The organism is Streptomyces sp. YIM 121038 (genome assembly GCF_006088715.1).
Lineage (GTDB): Bacteria > Actinomycetota > Actinomycetes > Streptomycetales > Streptomycetaceae > Streptomyces.
Window position 1 is genome coordinate 8,271,556 of record NZ_CP030771.1, and the last position, 19,920, is coordinate 8,291,475.

The window sequence follows — 19,920 nt, forward strand, 5'->3', positions numbered from 1 at the left end:
CCGCGAGTCAAGGGCGGCGCCGCCTCCTTCGGCTGCCGGGGCGTCTCCTCGCAGGGAGATGTCCGGAAGTCACCCCTTAGGTCTAGCGCTATCGAGCAGACTGCCGCTCATTTGGTTAATCTGGTGCGAACGGACGGCTGGAAGGCATCCACCACCGCCTCGCTGCCGTCCCGGGACAGGCTCGCCACCACGGCCGCGATCCCGCCCGAACCCGGCGCCACCGCGACCGCGAAGACAGCGAAAGCAATGAGGCATCGTTTGTCCGTTACGCGACACAGAGGAGTGCGCGGTGACACCAGATCTGACGAAGCAGGAGAAGCGGCAGGCCGAGACCGGCGGTGAGCGGGCGGGCCGCCCGAAGCAGCTCCGCAACCTGGAGGCCTGGGCGATGGCGGCCCCGATCCGTCTCGCCGGTTACGAGGACGACCTCGCCGAGCCGCACATCCTGCCGGGTATCGACTGACGGTATCCGCTCGCACGTCACACGCACCCCGCGCCCACCCCATGGCGCGGGGTGCGTGTCGTCGGACGCCGTGCGTTCCGGGCCTTCCCGCCTCCCTGGCCCTCCTGGCCCACCCCGCGTCCGCGCGGTGTCCGCACCCCTCAAGATTTCCCCAAAGAAATTCTGCAAAAACTCTTTTGGAAAGTGTGGGCGGCGGCCTAGCCTCCCTGTATGGCTGACGAACACCGGATCCTGGACCCCGAGCAGGACGCCGCCGCCCTCAAGGCCCTCACCCACCCCCTGCGCATCAGGCTGCTCGGCCTGCTCCGCGCGGACGGCCCCGCCACCGCGAGCGAGCTCGCCGTCAAGACCGGCGAGTCGTCCGCCTCCACCAGCTACCACCTGCGGGTCCTGGCGAAGTACGGATTCGTGGCCGAGGCCGAGCACCGCGACGGGCGCGAGCGGCGCTGGCAGTCGGTCCACGCCGTCACCAGCTGGAACAACGCGGACATGGACGCCTCGCCGGAGGGCCGCGCCTTCCGGAGCAGCATGGCCCGGCGCCAGATCGACCACCTGACCCGGTCCCTGGCCCGGCACGAGCGGGACCTGGACGCCGGACGCTTCGGGCCCGAGTGGCGCGAACACGCCGGGATCACCGACCTCATGCCCCGCCTGACCGCCGACTCCCTGGCCGAGCTGTGGCAGGCCTTCGAGGGCAAGCTCGCGGAACTGACCGCGCGGGACGCCGCGGACCCGGGTGCGGAGCAGGTCGTGGTCTTCGCCGCGACCCTGCCGGTGGCGACGCCGGCACCCGCCGCGGACGGCGAACCCGGCCCGACGGAGGACGGCGCCGCCGCCCCGGGCGCGCCCGACGCACCGGACGGCTCCGGCACGCACGCACCGGACGGCCCCCGGGCCGACGGGCCGGACGACCCCGGCGCCGACGGGCCGGACGCCCCCCGCGCCGACGCGCCGGACGACCCCGGCGGGCGGGACGGCTCCGGCACGCACCGGAACGTCAGCTGGGGCGTGTCGTGACGGTCCGGCAGCCCCTCGACCCCCGCGGCGCCCGGCGGAGATACGTGATCGCCTGTGGCCTCTTCTGGCTGCCGCTGGGCCTCGCCATCGCCCCGATGGTCCCGCTGATGACCGAGCGGGGCCTCGCCCTCGCGGCGGTCGCGGGCTGCGTCGCCGCGCACTCGCTGACCGCCGCGCTGCTCGAACTGCCCACCGGCGGACTCGCGGACGTCCTCGGCCGCAGGGCCGTGCTCGCCGCCGCGGGCGTGCTCGACGTGGTGGCGCTCACCCTGCACGCGCTCGGCACCACCGCCTGGGTGCTCGCCCTCGCCATGGCCTTCAAGGGAGCGGGCCGCGCCCTGTCCAGCGGCCCCGCCGAGGCCTGGTACGTCGACACCGTGCAGGCGAGCGCGGGGCCCGACGCCGAGCTGCGCACCGGCCTGGCGCGCGGCGCCACCGCGTCCTCCGCCGCCCTGGCGGCCGGCACCCTCGTCGGCGGCTCGCTGCCCTGGCTGCTGGGGCTCGGCCCCGACCTCGGCGCCCGCCTCGACGGGGCCACGTCGGGGCTCGTCCTGCCGCTGTCCGTACCGGCGCTGCTCGGCGTGGCCGTCGCCGTCGCCTTCATCGTGTACGTCCTGACCGCGCTGCCCGAGCCGCCCCGCCCCCGCGCCACCCTGCGCGGTGTGCTGCGCGGCGTCCCCGGCACCATCGCCGCCGGGATGCGCCTGGGCGGCAGCGACGCCCTGGTGCGCCGGGTCGTGCTCAGCGCGGGCGCGGCGGGCAGCGCCCTGGTCACCGTCGAACTGCTCACCCCGGGCCGCGCCGCGGACCTGACCGGCGCGGCGGAGTCGGGCGCGGTGGTGTTCGCGGGCCTCGCCTGCGCCGGATATCTGTGCTCGGCCCTCGGCAGCCAGCTCGCCCCGCCCGTCGCCCGCCTCGCCGGTGGCGGGGAACGCGCCGTCCTCCTGTGCCTGGGCGCGGCCGGGGGCGGTCTGCTGCTGCTCGCGGTCACGGCGACCGCCACCGGACCGGTCCCGGTGCTGCTCGCGGTGGGCGGATACGCGCTCGTGTACCTGGGCCTCGGCGCGGCGAACCCCAGTCAGAACGAGCTGCTGCACCGCCGCGTGCCGAGCGAGGGCCGGGCCACCGCCCTCTCCGTCCAGTCCCTCGCGCTGCAACTGGTCGGTGCCCTCACCGGGTTGATCGCCGGTTTCCTGCCGGCCGGGCCCGCGCGCTGGCTCCTCGGCGCCGTCATCCTGCTCGCGGGCGCCGCGCTGTGGGCGCGCCGCACGGAACCGGCGGCCGGTCCCGGCGCGCCCGCCGATCGGTTCCCGCTGGTCAACTCCGAGTCCGCGGCGAAACGTTGACGTGACGCCGTGGAACCGTGACGCCGCGCACCGCGTTTCCTGGGGGGTGAGGTGACGGACGGCGTGAGGGGGACGCGGTGCTGGGGCTGACCATGCTGGTGACGTGGGCCGGGTCGATGCGCGACCGGTTCGGCCCGCGGCCGCCGGAGGTGCCGGGGGCGGGCGGGGCGGAGCCGGGGCCGGTGACCGGCGACCGGGCGGCGGCCGAGGAGCGGCTGCGCGCCCTCGCGGCGCTCCCGCTCGCGGCCCGCCGGGACGAGGTCGCGCGACGCTCGGCCGACGCGACGACGAGCCTGCTCGCGGACCTCTTCGCGTACGGGGCGACCTGCGAGGACCCCCGGCGGGTGCGCGAGGACGCCGGGCTCCTGGCCGACGTACTCGAAGGGGTCGTCGCCGCGCTCTCGGTCGGCCAGGACCCCCGTCGCAACGACGTCCGGCGCGTCGCGCAGATGCTGGCCGCGCAGACCCACCTGGTGCGCGGCATCGCCGCCGACGCGGTCGGGCACCGGGCCGAGGCACACCGCCACTTCTCGCTCGCCGCGCACCCGGCCGCCGCCCGGGTCGACGGCGTCGCCTTCGCGCTCGGCACGGCCGGGGCCGCCCTCACCGACGAGGAGACCGACCGGGCCTCCCTCGCCGACGTCCCGGCACCCGCACGGGACGTGCTCGGCCCGCTGGAGGAGATGTGCGGCCGCGAACTCACCGGGCTCCGCAGGGCGTTGACGGTGCGCTGCGCGGCGTACGACGTGGTGGCGACGGTCGCCGGGGGCGGCGACCACGCGGAGGGAAGCCGGGAAGCCGCCCTGAAGCGCTGGCTGGAGCAGTGGGGCCCCGGCGCGGAGGTCGAGCTGTGGATCGCCTGGACGGGCGAGTTCGTCCGCAGGTCGGCCGCGGCCGAGTCCGCGGGCGGCGACGGGCACGGCGATGACGACGGTGACGGTGACGGGGGCGGGGGAGGGGGCGGTGACGGCGGTGGGGATGCGGGTCCAGGCCGGAGCGGGGAAGGCGACGAGGCGCTCCTGGAGTGGGCGGCGCTCGGCGACCGGGCGCTCGCGGACTGCCCGGAACCCCCGCGGTTCCGCTGGACACTGGCCCACCATCTGCGCGCCCAGGGCGCGACGGCCCGCGAGATCCGTGTCCTGACGGCCCTCGTGGACGACGATCCGGCGGACCTCCAGGCGGTCAGATCACTCGCCAACGCCTACGCCGGATCCGACCGCCTGGACGAGGCCGTCGCCCTGCTGCGCTCGCGGATCTCGGACCCGCCGGTGCCCGACGACGAGCCGTTCGTCGAGCTGATCGTGCTGCTCCTCGCCACCCGGCTGCGCCCGGAGGCGGCACAGTGGGACGAGGAGCTGGCCCGCATCACCGGCGGCCGCCGCATCACCGACGTCCTGCCCACGACGGGCAACGCCCCCGCACCCGCCGCGCGGCCGCCCGTGCACGCGGTGTTCCAGGACGGCAAACTGCTGATCGACCGCAACAGCGCCGACGTGCCGCCGGGCGAGGTCGCCGCCCAGTTCTGGGCGGCGATGATCGCGGGCAGCCCCGACGGCCCGGACCAGCTGAAGCGTCTCGGCGAGGACGAGCCGGGCCTCGCGGCCAAAGTGGCGAAGCTGCTCGGCGTCCCGCTCGTGACCCGCGCCCAGCGCGAGGCGTCCGAGCTCATCGGCCAGGGCGAGCACCACTTCCACCGCGGCGAGTACGCCGACGCCGCGACGTACTACCAACGCGCCCTGGACGCCGACCCGGAGAGCTCGCTCGCCCTGCTGATGCTCGGCGACGTGCACTTCGTACGCCGCGAGATGGGGCTCGCCCGGGTCTACTTCCAGGAGTCGCTCGCCGTCGAGGAGACGCCGATGGCCTGGCGCTTCCTCGGCGACACCTTCCGCGACGCGCTCGACGGCACGGAGGAGGCCCGGCGCTGCTACGAACGCGCGCTGGCCCTCGACCCCGGCTACGGCGGGGCCCGCCAGGCCCTCGAAGCGCTGCCGCCCCGGACCGAGGTGCCCGCCCCGGCACCGGCCACCGGCGAAGCCGCGGCGCAACCCCCGACGGCCGCCCCCTCGACCGCCCAAGCCGCGGAGCCCGAAGCCCGGGAGACCGACCCCTCGCAGGCGCCGCCCCGGGCCGCCGAACCCCACGCGCCCGCGCGCTTCGGCGCCCCCTACGGCGGCCCCATCGGCCTCCCCGTCTCCGGTCCCGCCGCCGGCACCGGCATCAAGGCCACGCTGCCCGCCGAGCTCGAAGCCGCCGTGCGGGACCGCGAGCCCGTGCTCGGCGAGCTGCTCGCCGCGGCCGGCGACGACGACCGCTTCGAGGCCTGGCTGCGCGCCGAAGGGGCGGACCACTGGGCGGACGCCCTCGACACCCTGCGGATGACGGTGTTCCAGTGGGCCGCCAAGGCGGGCGACTTCGAGCGCTCCCTGCTGCTGGCCCGGCGCGGCGTACAGATCGCCGAGCACCTCGACCGGCAGTGGCCCACCGGCGACCCCGAGGAGCCGGGCCGCGCGCGGCTCCTCGCGGACGCCTTGAAGCAGGCCGCGGGCGTCCTCGACGACATGGGGCGCTACAGCGAGGCGTACGACCTGCTGCGCCAGACCGAGCGGTGGCTGGTGACCGACGAGCACGAGCGGGAGCGCACGGGCCGCGACCCGTGGCTCGACTACGGACAGCTCAGCAGCCTCGACCACTGGAGCGAGCTGTACCGCGACCTCGCGCGCGTGGCGCGCCGCTGCGGCGACGCGGCCGCGGCGGAGGAGTACCAGGCGAGGCTCGACGAGATCACCGCCGACGTCCCGGACAGTGACCACGAGCGGATCGTGTCGCTCGTCGAACTCGCCGTGGCCTGGCACGAGCTGGGGGAGCGGGAGCGCGCCCTGAGCTGGTTCCACGAGGCCCTGCCGCTCGCCGAGCGGGAGGCGCTGCGCTCCCCGGTGCCGGTCGCGCTCGCCACCGTCCACCACTACCTGGGCGTCGTCCTCGGCGAACAGGGCTTCCCGCGCATGGCCCTGCACCACCTCGCCGAGGCCCGGGAGCGCAACTCCGGCAACGCCGACCGGCTCGCCCAGGACTGGCTCGCCACCGCCGCCGTGCTGCGCCGCTGGCCCGACCTCGGGCACGCCGTGCTCGCCTACGAACAGGTGCTGCACCTGTCGGGCGTGCCGGGGCGGCGGGGCGACCCGCTGTTCTGGGCACCCCGGGGCGAGCCCACCGCGACGCGCGGCCACCGCGTCCTGTCCGCCGAGCGCGCCTGGCCCGCGATCCTGCCCATGGCCCACGCCGCCTGGGAGTACGGCGAGCAGTACACGGCCACGGACGTCCTCGAACTCGGCGTGGAACTGGCCGACCTGGTGCGCGCGGCCGAGCCGAACCCCGAGCGGCGCGGCCACCTCCAGGACGGCCGGGCCGAGGCGTACGAACTGCTGACCCGCTACCGCCTCCAGCGGGCGGAGAGCGAGGCCCGGCGCGATGCGGAACCGTCCACGGACCGCTCTGCCCGCCCGGAGCCCCCGGGCCGCCCGCGGCAGGGTCCCGGCGACCACGTCGCGGCGGCCTTCACCGCGTCCGAGCGGCTGCGCGCCCGCTCCCTGCTCGACGCCATGAGCGCCGCCCAGCTCCGTGCGCCCGACGGCGTACCGCCCGCGCTTCTTGCCGACGAGGCCGCCCTCATCGCCGAGCGCGCGGCCGTCGCGGCGGCGCCCGCCGTGGACTGGAAGCGCCACTACGACGTCACCGCGCGCCTCGACGCCCTGTGGCGGCGGCTCGCCGGGTACGGCCCGCCCGCCGAGGAGTACGTCGGGGTCCGCCGCGCCACCGTCATGGACCCCGGCGCGGTCTCCCGCGAACTCGCCGGACAGCGCACGGTGGTGGCCTCCTACGCGCTGCTCGACACCGGTGAGATCGCCCTGTTCACCCTGGGCGGCGACGGCGCGGCGGGCCCGGTGCGCGTGACCCCGGTCGACGCCGACGGCGCGGCGGTGCTGCGCTTCGTCGGGGACAACCTGGGCACCGCGGGGCGCGTCCGCGAGATGGCCGAGGACATGCCCGGGCTCTTCCACCGCGTCCTCGATCCGCTGGTGGCGCCGCTGGCCGCGCTCACCCGCCCCGAGGACACCGTCGTCATCTGTCCCACCGGGGCCCTGCACCACGTACCCTTCCACGCGCTGAGCCCCGACGGCTCCGGGGCGCTGATCGACCGCAACGCCGTCGCGTATCTGCCGACCGTGTCGCTCCTGCGCACGCTCACCCACCGCGCCCCCGTCGCGGGCGGCGGCGCCGTCGTCCTCGGCGACCCCGGTGGCGACCTGCCGCACGCGCGCGACGAGGCGCTGGCCCTGGGCGCGCGCCTCGGCTGCGCCCCGCTGCTCGGCGCGGGGGCGACCCGGGAGCGGGTGCTGCGCGGCCTGCCCGGCGCGGAGGTGTTCCACGCCGCCTGCCACGCCTCCTTCGACGCCGCGGACCCGCTGTCCTCGGGACTCGTCCTCGCCGACGGCGTCCTGACGGCCCGTGACATCCTGCGGCAGGACTGGCACGGCGTCCGGCTCGCCGTCCTGTCCGCCTGCGAGACCGGCCTCGGCCGCACCAGCCGCACCGACGAGACCCTCGGCCTGAGCTGGTCCCTGCTCTACGCGGGCGTGCGGTCCCTGGTGATGAGCCTGTGGCGGGTGCCGGACGCCACCACGGCCGCCCTGATGGGCGACTTCCACGACCTGACCGCCGCGGGCGAGGCACCCGGCGCCGCCCTGCGCACCGCCCTGCTCGCCGCCCGCGACCGCCCGGGCGGCGGCCGCCTGGAGAGCTGGGCGGCCTTCTGTCTGCTCGGCGACTGGCGCGCCCCGCGCCCCGAGCCCCGTACCGCGAACCGAGGGAGCACCTCATGCTGACCGCCACCGGCCTGCCCGCGGGGTACGAGCTGATCGGCCTCGTCACCCCGGTCGTCGACGAGGACGAGCTCGACCGCGCCCCCGCTCCCGTCGGCGAGACCACGGTCACCCTGCTGCGGCGCGAGACCCGGATCGGGCTCGCCAGGGGCGCGGTGCGGCGCGTGCCCGGCACGGAGCCGGGCCGCACCGGCTACGACATCCCGCTGATCTGTGTGGTCCAGACGCACCCGGAGACCGATGTGCGCTGGTCGCGCCTGGTCATCGACCTGTCCCCGTCGCCCGGCGCGGTCGTGGCGGACATGTCGCCCACGCTCGTGGACGGCGAGAGCCCCGTCGAGCTGGAGACGACGCTGGGCGCGGGCCTCAGCTTCAGCGTGGCCGCCTCCGCGCTCGGCGCGCAGCTGTCCCCGCAGGTCACCCGGCGCACGACGGTGTACTGCCCGCGGATCACGTCCTCCGGCGTCGGATTCACCACCGCCTACTGGGACTTCAGGACGTCCGACCGCGCCTTCCTGCACGTCAACGAGGAACTGCGGCTGCTCGTCTCGGCCCCGGCGAACACCCCCGTCCAGGCCGCGGTGACCCTGCGCGCCCGCGTCGTCCCCAAGGGGCTCGGCCGGATGCTGCGGCTCACGGGCAAGCTGGGCGGCGTCGAGGCGCGCTGCCGCCTCGCGTGACCGCGCGGGCGGCTCACCGTGCCGCGCGCACCGCCCCCGTGCTCTCCCGCTCGATCAGCGTGGGCAGCGGCACCTGCACCGTCTCCGCGGGGCCGTCGTCGAGCAGGCCGAGGAGTTCGCGCGCGGCCGTCCGCCCGAACGACACCGTGTCCCGGGACAGGGCGGTCAGCCACGGGTGCACCATGCGGCACAGGGCCGAGTCCTCCCAGGCCACCACCGACACGTCGGCGGGCACGGCGAAGCCGAGGGACGCCGCGGCCGCCACCCCGGCGACGGCCATCACGTCGTTGTCGTAGACGAGCGCCGTCGGCGGGCTCGCCGCGCGCAGCACCCGGCGGGTCACGGCGGCGCCCTCCGCGTCCGAGTAGTCGGTGGTGACCGACCGCACCCCGCGCAGGCCCCGGCGCTCGGCCTCGGCACGCAGCGTGCGCACGCGGCGCTCGGTGTGCGCGAGGCCGGGGAGCCCGGCGATGTGCACGATGCGGCGGTGCCCGAGCGCGTGCAGATGGCCGACGACGGCCGCCATCGCGCCCGCGTCGTCGGCCCACACGGTCGAGAGCCCGGCGCGCGGCGGCCGTTCGGGGTCGGGCACGCCGCCGGTGACCACCGCGGGCAGCCCGAGCTCCTCCAGGAGCCCGGGCCGCGGGTCGTCGGTGCGCGGGTCCACGACGAGGACGCCGTCGACGCGGTGCTCGGCCCACCACCGCCGGTACGCCGCGCACTCCGCCTCGACGTCCTCCACCACCTGGAAGAGCAGCCCCAGCTGGCGCTCGGCCAGGACCTCCTGGATGCCCGAGATCAGCTGCAGGAAGAACGAGTCGACGCCGAGCGTGGCGGCGGGCCTGGCCACCACCAGGCCGACCGTGGCCGCGCCCTCGCCGGACAGGGCGCGCGCCGCCGTGCTGGGCCGCCAGCCCAGCTGTTCGGCGACCCTGCGCACCCGGTCGCGGGTCACCTCGGAGACCCCGGGTCTGTCGTTGAGCGCGAAGGAGACGGCGCTCTCGGAGACGCCTGCGCGCCGGGCGATGTCCTTCATGGTCGGCCGGCGTGCCGGTGACCGCTTGCCTTGCACCCGTTGCCCCTTTCCGCGTGCGGAGCGCCCGATGCGCTCCGGCCGCGCAGGTACTAATGCGCTTGAGCTAGCACACCCTAAAGCGCATTAGCTGTTGGTGACAAGGCTTTCAACCAACGGCTCTGACCTGCGAGTTAGTGGGAATCGACGGCCTCGGAGGAGACGAATCAGCACCAATCCATTGACTTTTCACCGGAACTCCATGCAGGGTCTGCCTCGGTGCGATTCCGCGATTCCAGGCGGGTCGCCACCGCTGCCGGTGGCCCGTGCCGCCATGCGCCGGGCCGAGCAAAGGAGCCGTTCACGTGCGTCATTCCCGGATATTCCGCAGCCCCCGCCGGGCGGTCCCCGCTGCCGCCGCCGTCGCCTCCCTGCTCGTCCTGAGCGCCTGCGGCGGCAATGACGACGGCGGCTCGACCGACGCCTCCGGCAAGGTCGAGGGCAAGATCACCTTCCAGACCTGGAACCTGAAGGCGAACTTCAAGTCCTACTTCGAGGGCCTGATCGACGACTTCGAGGACAAGTACCCGGGCACCGAGGTGAAGTGGGTCGACCAGCCCGGCGAGGGCTACGCCGACAAGATCAGCGCGGACGCCGCCGGGGGCACCCTGCCCGACGTCGTGAACGTCTCGCCGGACCTGGTGGCGCCGCTGGCCAAGGCGGGCATCGCCCTCGACCTCGACCAGGCGGCGGGCAAGTACGAGAAGGAGTACCTGCCGGGCGCCTGGAAGAGCCACCAGGTCCCCGGGGTGCAGGGCACGTACGCCTTCCCCTGGTACCTGAACACCGGCCCGCTGTTCTACAACAAGCGGCTCTTCAAGGAGGCGGGCCTGGACGCGGCCGAGCCGCCGAAGACCTACGACCAGCTCTTCGAGGACGCCCTGAAGATCGCGGACAAGAGCGACGGCGACATCGCCACGCTCGCCAACGTCCCCACCATCGAGGACTTCGGCCGCTACGGCGTCCCGCTGATGAACAAGGAAGGCACCGGCTTCACCTTCAACGACGCCAAGGGCGTCCAGCTCCTCACCAAGTACAAGAAGCTCTACGACGCCAAGGCCCTGGACGGCCAGGCCCTGACCGCGACGCCCGAGTCGACCGGCAAGAAGTTCCTCACCGAGGCCGTCGCGATGAACCCGGGCAGCGCGCTCGACCTGGAGAAGTTCAAGAAGGACGCCCCGGGCCTGTACAAGAACATCGGGATCACGCCGCAGATCAGCTCCACCGGCAAGGACAACATGTACGTGATGGGCGTGATGGTGAACAAGCGCACCAAGCAGACGCCCGCCGCCGTCGCCTTCGCGCACTTCGTCACCGACGCGCAGCGCCAGATGTCCTTCGCCAAGAAGGTCGCGATCTTCCCGAGCACCAAGGGCTCCCTGGACGACCCGTACTTCACCAAGGAGGACGGCACGGACGAGACGCGCGTGCGCGTCGCCGCCGCCAAGTCCCTGAAGACCGCGGTGAACTACACGCCCGTGCTGTTCAGCGAGCAGATGAAGGTCGCCCTCCGCAACTCCGTCGCCAAGGCGCTGCAGGGCAAGGAGAGCCCCGAAGAAGCGCTTGACAACGCTGTCAAGCAGTGTGACCGGCTGCTCCAGCAGAGCTGATCCGCCGACCAGGGAACCGCAGCCATGAAGAGTTCAAGCCCCGCCGCCTCCCCGGTGCGGCCCGCCGGAGCCGCCCCCTCGGCCGCCCGGCGGACCGCCGCCGGGGAGGCGGGCGCCCGCCGCCGCGTCCGGCGCCAACTGCCCACCAGCCCCTGGCTGTTCGCCGCCCCCGGCCTCGTGATCGTCGGGTGGTTCATCCTCTACCCCTTCGTCAGCACGGTGATCAACGCCTTCACCGACAAACGGCAGCTGGTCGAGGGCAAGTACGTGGGCCTCGCCAACTTCCGCGAGCTGCTGCACGACGAGATGTTCTGGATCGGCCTGCGCAACAGCACCCTGTACGTCCTCGTGGTCGTGCCCGCGCTCGTCATCCTGCCGCTGCTGCTCGCGATGCTCGTACAGAAGCAGATCCCCGGCATCACGTTCTTCCGGTCCGCCTTCTACACGCCGGTGGTCGCCTCCATCGTCGTCGTCGGTCTGATCTGGGTGTGGATGCTCGACGAGCGGGGCCTGGTGAACGCCGTCCTGGAGGCGGTGGGGGCGGGCAAGGTCGGCTTCCTCAGCGACCAGTGGCTGCTGTTGTTCTCCGCCATGGCCGTCACGGTCTGGAAGGGCCTCGGCTACTACATGATCATTTACCTGGCGGCGCTCGCGAACGTACCCCGCGAACTGCACGAGGCCGCCGCCGTCGACGGGGCCGGACCGATCCGCCGCTTCGTCAGCGTCACCGTGCCCGCCGTGCGCTCCACCATGGTCCTGGTCGCCGCGCTGTCCTCGGTCGCCGCGTTCAAGGTGTTCTCCGAGGTGTATCTGATGGCGGGGCCGACCGGCGGGCCCGCGGGCGAGGACACCACGCTCGTGATGCTCGTACAGCGCACCGGCACCGGTCTGACCGGCCGCGTCGGCTACGCCTCCGCGATCTCCGTCGTCATCTTCGTCGTCACCGTCGCGCTGATGCTGCTCGTGCTGCGCGCGGACCGGAAGGAGAACCGATGACGACCCCGGACACCGAAGCGGTCCGCGCGGCGCGCGCCGAGGCCCCCAGGCCGCGAAAGCGGCGGTTCACGGACGAGAACGGGCGCCGCATGCGGGTGTGGGAACTCGTCCTGCGCTACGCCCTGCTGCTCGCCGTCCTGGCCCTGATGATCGGCCCGTTCCTGTGGCAGCTGTCGACGTCCCTGAAGGGACCGCACGAGAACATCTTCAGCTCGCCGCCCAAGTTCCTGCCGTCCGACCCGACCCTGCACAACTACGAACGCGTCGCCGACACCATCCCCGTGTGGGACTACGCGTTCAACTCCCTGAAGGTCGCCGCGGCGAACGTCGTCACCAACTGCGTGGGCGCGGCCCTCGCCGGATACGCCCTGGCACGCCTGCGCTACCGCGGCCGCAAGGCGGCGACGCTCGTGTTCATCCTGGCCATGCTCGTGCCCGTCGAGGGCATCATCATCGCCCAGTTCACCACGATGCGGGACCTCGGCCTCAACAACACCCTCATCGGCGTCCTGCTGCCGGGCTGCGTCTCGGCACTCAACGTGCTGCTGATGCGCAACGCCTTCCTCAACGTCCCGTACGAGATCGAGGAGGCCGCGTTCGTCGACGGGGCGAACGTGTGGCAGCGGTTCTTCCGCATCGCGCTGCCCGCCGTGAAGGGCACCCTGGCCGTCGTCGCCATCTTCGCCTTCATGGGCGCCTGGGACGACTTCCTGTGGCCCCTGATCGTCCTGAGCGACCCCGACAAGTTCACCCTGACCATCGGCCTCAACTACCTGCACGGCACCTTCGCCAACGACGAACGCCTCGTCGCCGCGGGCACGGTGATCGCCGTGCTGCCGCTGATCGTGCTCTTCGCCTGCCTCCAGCGGTACTTCTTCCGCGGGGTCGGGGAGGGCGCCGTCAAGGGCTGAGACCCGCCCCGCCCGCCCGTCTCCTGCTGAGGCCCGCCCCACCCGTCCCTCTCCTTGAGAACCAGGATCCGCCTTGACGTCAGACGACCTGTCAGGACCGGCCGCCGCCCCCGCGGGGCCGCCCCGCTTCGGCGCCAACTACACCCCCAGCGAAGGGTGGTTCCACCACTGGCTCGACTTCGACCTGGACTCCGTACGCCGTGACCTCGACGCCATCGCCTCGCTCGGGCTCGACCACGTCCGGGTGTTCCCGATCTGGCCGTACTTCCAGCCCAACCGCACCCTGATCCGGCCGCGCGCCGTCGAGCAGCTCGTCGCGCTCGCCGACGCCGCCGCCGAGCGCGGGCTCGACGTCAACGTCGACGGCCTCCAGGGCCATCTGTCCAGCTTCGACTTCCTGCCCGCGTGGACGCAGACCTGGCACCGGCGCAACCTCTTCACCGACCCCGACGTGGTCTCCGGCCAGCGGGAGTATCTGCGCACCCTCGCCGCGGCCCTCGCCGACCGGCCCAACTTCATCGGCATGACCATCGGCAACGAGATCAACCAGTTCGCCGCCGGGCCGCACCCCGACCCCGACCGCATCACCCAGGAGCAGGCCGGGGCCTGGCTGGAGCAGGTCCTCGCCGCGTGCGAGGAGGGGGCACCGGGCCGCCTCCACCTGCACGCCGAGTACGACGCCGCCTGGTACCAGGACGACCAGCCCTTCACCCCCGCGCAGGCCGCGCGGCTCGGGTCCGTGACGGCCGTGCACTCGTGGGTGTTCAACGGCACCGCGCAGCGGCACGGGCGCGACGGGGTCGCGACCGGGCAGCACGCGGCCTACCTCATCGAGCTGTCCAAGGCCTGGGCCCTGGACCCGCGCCGGCCCGTGTGGCTCCAGGAGGTCGGCGCGCCCGCCCCGCTCATCCCCGCGGCGGACGCGGCCGCGTTCACCGAGACGACCGTGACCGCGGCGCTCGACTGCGCCGACGTGTGGGGCGTGACGTGGTGGTGCTCCCACGACGTGTCGCGCTCCCTCGCGGACTTCCCCGAGCTGGAGTACAGCCTGGGGCTGCTCACGAACGATGGCCGGGTCAAGCCCGCGGGGGCCGCCCTCGCCCGGCTCGCCAAGGAGTGGTGGGAGGTGCCCGCGGCGCGCGGCACGGCCGTCGTCGTCGACGTCGGGCCCGACGCGGGGCGCCGGGCCCGGTGCGGGCCCGGCGGGGACGTGTTCGAGGCCTTCGCGCGGCTGGCGGGGCAGGGGGTGCGGCCCGCGCTGGTTCTCGCCGAACGGGCGGCGGACGCGGGGTACCTCGCGGAGCGAGGCGTCACGGAGGTGGTCCTTCCGTCCGACGTCCTCTGACCGTTCCCGCCGCCCGCGCGGGGCGCCCCTGACCCGCCCCTTTCCGATCCGGGGGCTGCCGCCCCCGTGCCCCCGCTCTTTTCGGCGCTCCGCGCCTCGTCCTCAAACGCCGGACGGGCTGGATGGTGCCGCTTGCGGCTGTGTTTCAGCCCCTCCGGCGTTTGAGGAGCGGGGGTCTGGGGGCGGAGCCCCCGGCAGGGCCACCACCTCAGCCATGCACGTGCGACGACCTAGGGAGACCCCCTCATGCACGACGACCGCAAGCTCGTAGAAGGCCGGCTCAAGCGCGTTCTGGACGAGCGCATACGGCCCGCCGTCTACCCCGAGTCCGTCCCCCTGACGGTGGCCGTCTGGAACGCCCCGGGCGAACCGGTACCCGTGGCCGAAGGCCTCGCCGCCACCCCCGAGCCCATCGAGGCGGGGGCCCGCTGGGGCGCCCCCTGGGGCACCAGCTGGTTCCACGTCACCGGGACCGTCCCGGCCGCCTGGGCGGGCCGCACGGTGGAGGCGATCCTCGACCTCGGCTTCGACGAGAACATGCCCGGGTTCCAGTGCGAGGGCCTCGTCTACCGGCCCGACGGCACCCCGGTGAAGGGCCTCAACCCCCGCAACCAGTGGGTGCGGATCGCCTCCCCGGCCGAGGGCGGCGAGACCGTGGACCTGCGCGTCGAGGCCGCGTCCAACCCGGTCATCCTCGACTACCACCCCTTCCTGCCCACGCAGCTGGGCGACAAGGACACCGCGGGCAGCGAGCCGCAGTACCGCCTGGAGCGGATGGACCTCGCCGTGTTCGACGAGACGGTGTGGGGGCTCGTCATGGACCTGGAGGTCCTGGGCGAGCTGATGCAGGAGCTGCCCGAGGACTCGGGGCGCCGCCACGAGGTCCTGCGGGCGGTCGACCGCGCGCTCGACGCCGTGGACCTCCAGGAGGTGAACGGCACGGCCGCCGCCGCCCGCGCCCGCCTGGAGGGCGTCCTCGCCGCGCCCGCGCACGACTCCGCGCACCGCATCAGCGCCGTCGGCCACGCCCACATCGACTCGGCGTGGCTGTGGCCGCTGCGCGAGACCGTGCGGAAGGTGGCGCGGACCACCTCCAACATGACGGGTCTGCTGGAGGACGACCCGGACTTCGTCTTCTCCATGTCGCAGGCGCAGCAGTGGGCGTGGGTGAAGGAGCACCGGCCCGAGGTGTGGGCGCGGGTGAAGAAGGCGGTCGCCGACGGCCGGTTCGTACCGGCGGGCGGCATGTGGGTGGAGTCCGACACGAACATGCCGGGCTCGGAGGCGATGGCCCGGCAATTCGTGCACGGCAAGCGCTTCTTCATCGAGGAGTTCGGGGTCGAGAACGACGAGGCCTGGCTGCCGGACACCTTCGGCTTCGCCGCGGGCCTCCCGCAGATCATCAAGGCCGCCGGGTCGAAGTGGCTGCTCACCCAGAAGATCTCCTGGTCGCAGACCAACAAGTTCCCGCACCACACCTTCCAGTGGGAGGGCATCGACGGCACCCGGATCTTCACGCACTTCCCGCCCGTCGACACGTACAACTGCGCGGTCAAGGGCAGCGAGATCGCGCACGCCGCGCGGAACTTCAAGGACAAGGGCGTGGCCCGGCACTCCCTCGCCCCGGTCGGCTGGGGCGACGGGGGCGGCGGCACCACCCGCGAGATGATCGCGAAGGTGGCCCGGCTGCGGAACCTGGAGGGCTCGCCGACCGTGCGCTGGGCGACCCCGGCGGAGTTCTTCGAGAAGGCCGAGGCGGAGTACCCGAACGCGCCGGTGTGGGTCGGCGAGCTCTATCTGGAGCTGCACCGCGCGACGCTCACCAGCCAGGCGGGCACCAAGCAGGGCAACCGCCGCAGCGAGCACCTCCTGCGGGAGGCCGAGCTGTGGGCGGCGACGGCCGCGGTGCGCGCCGGATTCCCGTACCCGTACGAGGAGTTGGACCGCATCTGGAAGACGGTGCTGCTCCACCAGTTCCACGACATCCTGCCCGGCTCGTCGATCGCCTGGGTGCACCGCGAGGCCCGGGCGACGTACGCGGCCGTGGCGGACGACCTGAACGCGATCATCGACGCGGCGCAGCGGGCGCTCGCGGGCGAGGGCGGGCGCACCCTCGTGTTCAACTCCGCGCCGCACGCCCGCGCCGGCGTCCCCGCGGGCGGCGCCCACGCCCCGGTGGCCGACGGCCAGTCGGGGATCGCCGCCCGCGCCGACGGCGGCTACGTCCTGGACAACGGCCTGCTGCGGGTCGAGGTCGACGCGCGCGGGCTCGTGGTCTCCGCCTACGACCTGGTGTCGGGCCGGGAGGCGGTCGCGCCGGGGCAGGCCCTGAACCTGCCGCAGCTGCACGCCGACTTCCCGAACATGTGGGACGCGTGGGACGTCGACGAGTTCTACCGCCACACCGTCACCGACCTCACCGAGGCCGAGGCCGTCACCCCCGGCGACGGCGCGTCCGTGCGGGTCGAGCGCCGCTTCGGGGACTCGCGGATGACGCAGGTCCTGACCCTCGCCCCCGGGCAGCGGCGCCTCGACATCGACACCGAGGTGGACTGGCACGAGACGGAGAAGTTCCTCAAGCTGGCCTTCCCGCTGGACGTGCACGCCGAGCGGTACGCGTCCGAGACGCAGTTCGGGCACTTCCACCGGCCGACCCACACCAACACCAGCTGGGAGGCCGCGAAGTTCGAGGCCTGCAACCACCGCTTCGTGCACGTGGAGGAGCCCGGCTGGGGCGTCGCCCTCGTCAACGACTCCACGTACGGCCACGACGTGACCCGTACCGTGCGGGACGCCGACGCCGGGACGACCACCACGGTGCGGGTGTCGCTGCTGCGCGCCCCGCGCTTCCCCGACCCCGAGACCGACCAGGGCGTCCACCGCTTCCGGCACGCGCTCGCGCCGGGCGCGGGCATCGTCGACGCGGTGCGCGAGGGCTACCGGATCAACCTGCCGGAGCGGCGGGTCACCGGGGGCGCGGCGGACGTCGCGCCGCTGGTGGGCGTCGACGACGACGCCGTGGTCGTCACGGCCGTCAAGCTCGCCGACGACGGCAGCGGTGACGTCGTGATCCGCTTCCACGAGGCGCGGGGCGGCCGGGCCCGCACCACGCTGCGCCTCGGCTTCGACGCGGCGGCCGTGGACGTGACCGACCTCCTGGAGCGGCCCCTGGCCGGTGCGGACGCGCCGGAGCACGACGGAGGCGCGGTCGCGGTGTCGCTGCGGCCGTTCGAGCTGGTGACGCTGCGGGTGCGGCGGGCCTGACGGGCCCCGCGCCGCACCGCGTGTGCGGGCCGCCGCGCGCGCCCCGAACGGGGAGAAGGGGCGCGGGCGGCGGCGGTCAGCGCGCCGCCGCGAGGAAGTCGCGCAGCAGCTCGTCGAAGGCCTCCGGCCGCTCCATGTTCGGGTAGTGCGCGGTGTCCGCGATCGTCGCGGTGCGGCCGTGGCGCATGGAGCGGGCCAGGCGGTGGGCCATGGCGATGTTGTCGGAGGCGTCGAGGTCGCCGGTGACGGCCAGGAGCGGCAGTGACAGCTCCGCGGCCCGTGCCCAGGTGTCGGTGACGGGCACGAGCAGGGAGGCCTCGGCGCCGCTGTGCTTGGCGACGGTGTGCTCCGTCATCTCCCGCAGGCGGCGTACGACGTCCTGGTCGACGTCGTCGAGCGACCGGTGCGGGCCCGCCGCGAACAGCATGGTCGCGTCGGTGAAGGCCGCGGCGTCCCCGGCGGCCGCGGCGCGCGCCCACTCGGCCTGGATGGCCAGGACCCAGGGGTGGTGGAACTCCGGCTCGCTGGTGCCCGCGCCGCAGACCACGAGGGCGCTGACCAGGTCCGGGTGTTCGAGCGCGGTGTCGACCGCGATGCCCGCGCCCATCGACAGGCCGACGACGACCGCGGGGCCGACGCCGAGGTGGCGCAGGAGCGCGGCCAGGTCGTCGGTCTGGCGGAACGGCGCGGTCGCGTTCGCGGACCGGCCGTGGCCGCGCGCGTCCGGCGCGATGACCCGGTGGTGCCGGGCGAAGACGTCGATCTGGTCGGTCCACATGCGGTGGTCGAGGAAGCCCCCGTGGAGCAGGACCAGCGGGTCGCCGGAGCCGGTGTCGCGGTAGGCGAGCGTGCCGTCGTCGGTCGTGAACGCGTGCGGGCCGGAGCCGTCCGCCTCGTACGGAGCAGAAGCGTCAGTCATGACAACCAAGGTGTCATGTGGGCGGCGGGATGGCAACCAAGGTGTCATGATGCGGGGGTGAGTGATGAGCAGCGCAGCCCCGGTGAGCCCCTCGACCCCGACGCCCTCGCCGGTCGGCTCACCGAAGTGTTCGACCTGGTGGGCCCGTTGTACCGGCGTACGCAGCGCAAGGTGGAGCAGGCCGAGCCGATCGAGGGCCTGTCCGTCGGCGTGCGCGCGGTCCTGGACCTGCTGCACAGGAACGGCCCCATGACCGTGCCGCAGATGGGGCGCGCCCAGTCGCTGAGCCGTCAGTTCGTCCAGCGCACGGTGAACGACGCGGCCGCGCGCGGCCTGGTGGAGGTCACCGCGAACCCCGCGCACCGCAGGTCGTCCCTGATCCGGCTCACGGGAGAGGGGGAGGCGGCGATCGCGGCCGCGGTGACGCGCGAGCGCGCCGTGCTGCGGCAGGTGCGCGGCGACATCTCCGACGCCGACGTGACCGCGTGCCTGCACGTCCTCACGCGGATGCTGGAGCTGTTCGACGACGTCGACGTGGACTGAGGCCGCGCTCGCGGGCGCTCAACTCCCGGCCGCGGAAAGGCCGTTCGGCTATCCCTCGAACTGCCCCCGCAGCCAGGCCTCCACCTCTCCCACGTGTGCGGCCGCCGCCGCCCGTGCCGCCTCCGGGTCGCGGGCCACCAGGGCCCGGTGGATGCGGTCGTGCTCGCGCCGGGTGCGCTCGAAGGCGCCCTCCTCCTGGTAGCCGCGCCACACCCGGGCCCGGAAGGTGCGCGACGACAGGCCTTCGAGGATCGCGGCCATCGTGTCGTTGCCCGCCGCCAGGGCGATCGCGCGGTGGAAGGCCAGGTCGTGGGAGAGGATCTCCTCGGGGTCGTCGGTGGCGTTCATGGCCGCCAAGTGCTCCTCCACCTCGGCCAGCCGACCGGGTGTGATGCGCGCGGCCGCCAGGGCCGTGGCCGTGGACTCCAGGACGCGGCGCACTTCGAGGAGCTCCACCAGGCGCGGTCCGCGGGACAGGTCCGCGACCACGCCGAAGGTCTCCAGGAGGTCACCGGCCTCCAACTGCGTGACGTAGATGCCCGATCCGTGCCGCGCCTCCAGGACGCCGAGCACCGTCAGGGCCCGGATGGCCTCCCGCATGGAGCTGCGCGAGATGCCCAGCTGGGCGGCCAGGTCCCGCTCGGTGGGCAGGCGCTGGCCCGGCTCCAGGAGCCCCTCCGCGATCATCGCCTTGATCTGCTCGATGGCCCGCTGCGTCACGGTGCCCTTCTGCGCGGGCACGGCGCTCTGCGGGGCCTGGTTCACGTGACGCTCCTTCATCCACTGGCCGGGTGCCGCGCAGTGTAGCGAGCAATGTGGTCCGACCACTACGGCTGGATTACGGGAAACATTGGCGACGAGGGGTGTTGTG

14 protein-coding genes are annotated in these 19,920 nt (G+C 74.0%); 11 read left to right on the forward strand and 3 right to left on the reverse strand.

The genetic code is table 11. The annotated features are described in order from the left end of the window. Window positions 1-289 precede the first annotated feature (289 nt). The 5 genes from C9F11_RS47625 (at window position 290) to C9F11_RS34670 (ending at window position 8,389) form a co-directional block, all read left to right on the forward strand. On the forward strand, window positions 290-463 hold the full coding sequence (locus C9F11_RS47625) for a hypothetical protein (RefSeq protein ID WP_171075922.1): 174 nt from the start codon (window positions 290-292) through the stop codon (window positions 461-463). 210 nt (window positions 464-673) lie between these two features. After that, window positions 674-1,480, forward strand: a complete 807-nt coding sequence (locus C9F11_RS34655; protein ID WP_138963176.1) for a winged helix-turn-helix domain-containing protein — start codon at window positions 674-676, stop codon at window positions 1,478-1,480. Further along, window positions 1,477-2,826, forward strand: coding sequence for an MFS transporter (locus tag C9F11_RS34660; RefSeq protein WP_249402001.1), 1,350 nt, complete (start codon window positions 1,477-1,479; stop codon window positions 2,824-2,826). Before C9F11_RS34655 ends, C9F11_RS34660 begins: the two co-directional genes overlap by 4 nt. 77 nt (window positions 2,827-2,903) lie before the next feature. Continuing rightward, complete coding sequence (locus tag C9F11_RS34665; RefSeq protein WP_138963178.1) at window positions 2,904-7,712, forward strand: CHAT domain-containing protein; 4,809 nt, start codon at window positions 2,904-2,906, stop codon at window positions 7,710-7,712. Next, window positions 7,706-8,389 carry a hypothetical protein gene (locus C9F11_RS34670; RefSeq protein WP_138963180.1) on the forward strand — a complete coding sequence of 228 codons (684 nt, stop codon included), beginning with the start codon at window positions 7,706-7,708 and terminating at the stop codon, window positions 8,387-8,389. Before C9F11_RS34665 ends, C9F11_RS34670 begins: the two co-directional genes overlap by 7 nt. A gap of 13 nt (window positions 8,390-8,402) precedes the next feature. On the opposite strand, the gene C9F11_RS34675 is transcribed toward C9F11_RS34670, so the two are convergent. Beyond that, complete coding sequence (locus C9F11_RS34675) at window positions 8,403-9,425, reverse strand: LacI family DNA-binding transcriptional regulator (protein WP_138963182.1); 1,023 nt, start codon at window positions 9,423-9,425, stop codon at window positions 8,403-8,405. A gap of 341 nt (window positions 9,426-9,766) precedes the next feature. Between C9F11_RS34675 and C9F11_RS34680 the strand changes: the two genes are divergently transcribed. The 5 genes from C9F11_RS34680 (at window position 9,767) to C9F11_RS34700 (ending at window position 17,587) form a co-directional block, all read left to right on the forward strand. Next, complete coding sequence (locus C9F11_RS34680) at window positions 9,767-11,071, forward strand: extracellular solute-binding protein (protein ID WP_249402002.1); 1,305 nt, start codon at window positions 9,767-9,769, stop codon at window positions 11,069-11,071. A 24-nt stretch (window positions 11,072-11,095) separates the two neighbouring features. Then, window positions 11,096-12,067 carry a sugar ABC transporter permease gene (locus tag C9F11_RS34685; protein ID WP_138963184.1) on the forward strand — a complete coding sequence of 324 codons (972 nt, stop codon included), beginning with the start codon at window positions 11,096-11,098 and terminating at the stop codon, window positions 12,065-12,067. After that, a complete protein-coding gene (locus C9F11_RS34690) occupies window positions 12,064-12,978 on the forward strand; it encodes a carbohydrate ABC transporter permease (RefSeq protein WP_138963186.1) in 915 nt (304 codons plus the stop codon). Before C9F11_RS34685 ends, C9F11_RS34690 begins: the two co-directional genes overlap by 4 nt. Window positions 12,979-13,051: 73 nt before the next feature. Then, entirely contained in the window at window positions 13,052-14,323 is a 1,272-nt protein-coding gene (locus tag C9F11_RS34695) for a glycosyl hydrolase (protein WP_171075924.1), read from the forward strand. Between the two features lie 246 nt (window positions 14,324-14,569). Continuing rightward, window positions 14,570-17,587 carry a glycoside hydrolase family 38 C-terminal domain-containing protein gene (locus tag C9F11_RS34700; protein ID WP_138963188.1) on the forward strand — a complete coding sequence of 1,006 codons (3,018 nt, stop codon included), beginning with the start codon at window positions 14,570-14,572 and terminating at the stop codon, window positions 17,585-17,587. 76 nt (window positions 17,588-17,663) lie between these two features. On the opposite strand, the gene C9F11_RS34705 is transcribed toward C9F11_RS34700, so the two are convergent. Further along, window positions 17,664-18,506 carry an alpha/beta hydrolase gene (locus C9F11_RS34705; RefSeq protein ID WP_249402003.1) on the reverse strand — a complete coding sequence of 281 codons (843 nt, stop codon included), beginning with the start codon at window positions 18,504-18,506 and terminating at the stop codon, window positions 17,664-17,666. A gap of 57 nt (window positions 18,507-18,563) precedes the next feature. Here C9F11_RS34705 and C9F11_RS34710 point away from each other — a divergent pair, with 57 nt between their 5' ends. Then, on the forward strand, window positions 18,564-19,049 hold the full coding sequence (locus C9F11_RS34710; protein WP_249402004.1) for a helix-turn-helix domain-containing protein: 486 nt from the start codon (window positions 18,564-18,566) through the stop codon (window positions 19,047-19,049). 48 nt (window positions 19,050-19,097) lie between these two features. Here the strand turns inward: C9F11_RS34710 and C9F11_RS34715 are convergent, their stop codons facing one another. Continuing rightward, window positions 19,098-19,829, reverse strand: a complete 732-nt coding sequence (locus C9F11_RS34715; protein ID WP_138963195.1) for a FadR/GntR family transcriptional regulator — start codon at window positions 19,827-19,829, stop codon at window positions 19,098-19,100. Window positions 19,830-19,920 lie beyond the last annotated feature (91 nt).

What these genes read in the sequence shown, in the direction of transcription:
- C9F11_RS34655 (WP_138963176.1), top strand. Translation starts at nt 674, where the DNA reads ATGGCTGACGAACACCGGATCCTGGACCCCGAGCAGGACGCCGCCGCC.
- C9F11_RS34670 (WP_138963180.1), top strand. Translation starts at nt 7,706, where the DNA reads ATGCTGACCGCCACCGGCCTGCCCGCGGGGTACGAGCTGATCGGCCTC.
- C9F11_RS34675 (WP_138963182.1), bottom strand. Translation starts at nt 9,425, where the DNA reads ATGAAGGACATCGCCCGGCGCGCAGGCGTCTCCGAGAGCGCCGTCTCC.
- C9F11_RS34685 (WP_138963184.1), top strand. Translation starts at nt 11,096, where the DNA reads ATGAAGAGTTCAAGCCCCGCCGCCTCCCCGGTGCGGCCCGCCGGAGCC.
- C9F11_RS34690 (WP_138963186.1), top strand. Translation starts at nt 12,064, where the DNA reads ATGACGACCCCGGACACCGAAGCGGTCCGCGCGGCGCGCGCCGAGGCC.
- C9F11_RS34700 (WP_138963188.1), top strand. Translation starts at nt 14,570, where the DNA reads ATGCACGACGACCGCAAGCTCGTAGAAGGCCGGCTCAAGCGCGTTCTG.
- C9F11_RS34705 (WP_249402003.1), bottom strand. Translation starts at nt 18,506, where the DNA reads ATGACTGACGCTTCTGCTCCGTACGAGGCGGACGGCTCCGGCCCGCAC.
- C9F11_RS34715 (WP_138963195.1), bottom strand. Translation starts at nt 19,829, where the DNA reads ATGAAGGAGCGTCACGTGAACCAGGCCCCGCAGAGCGCCGTGCCCGCG.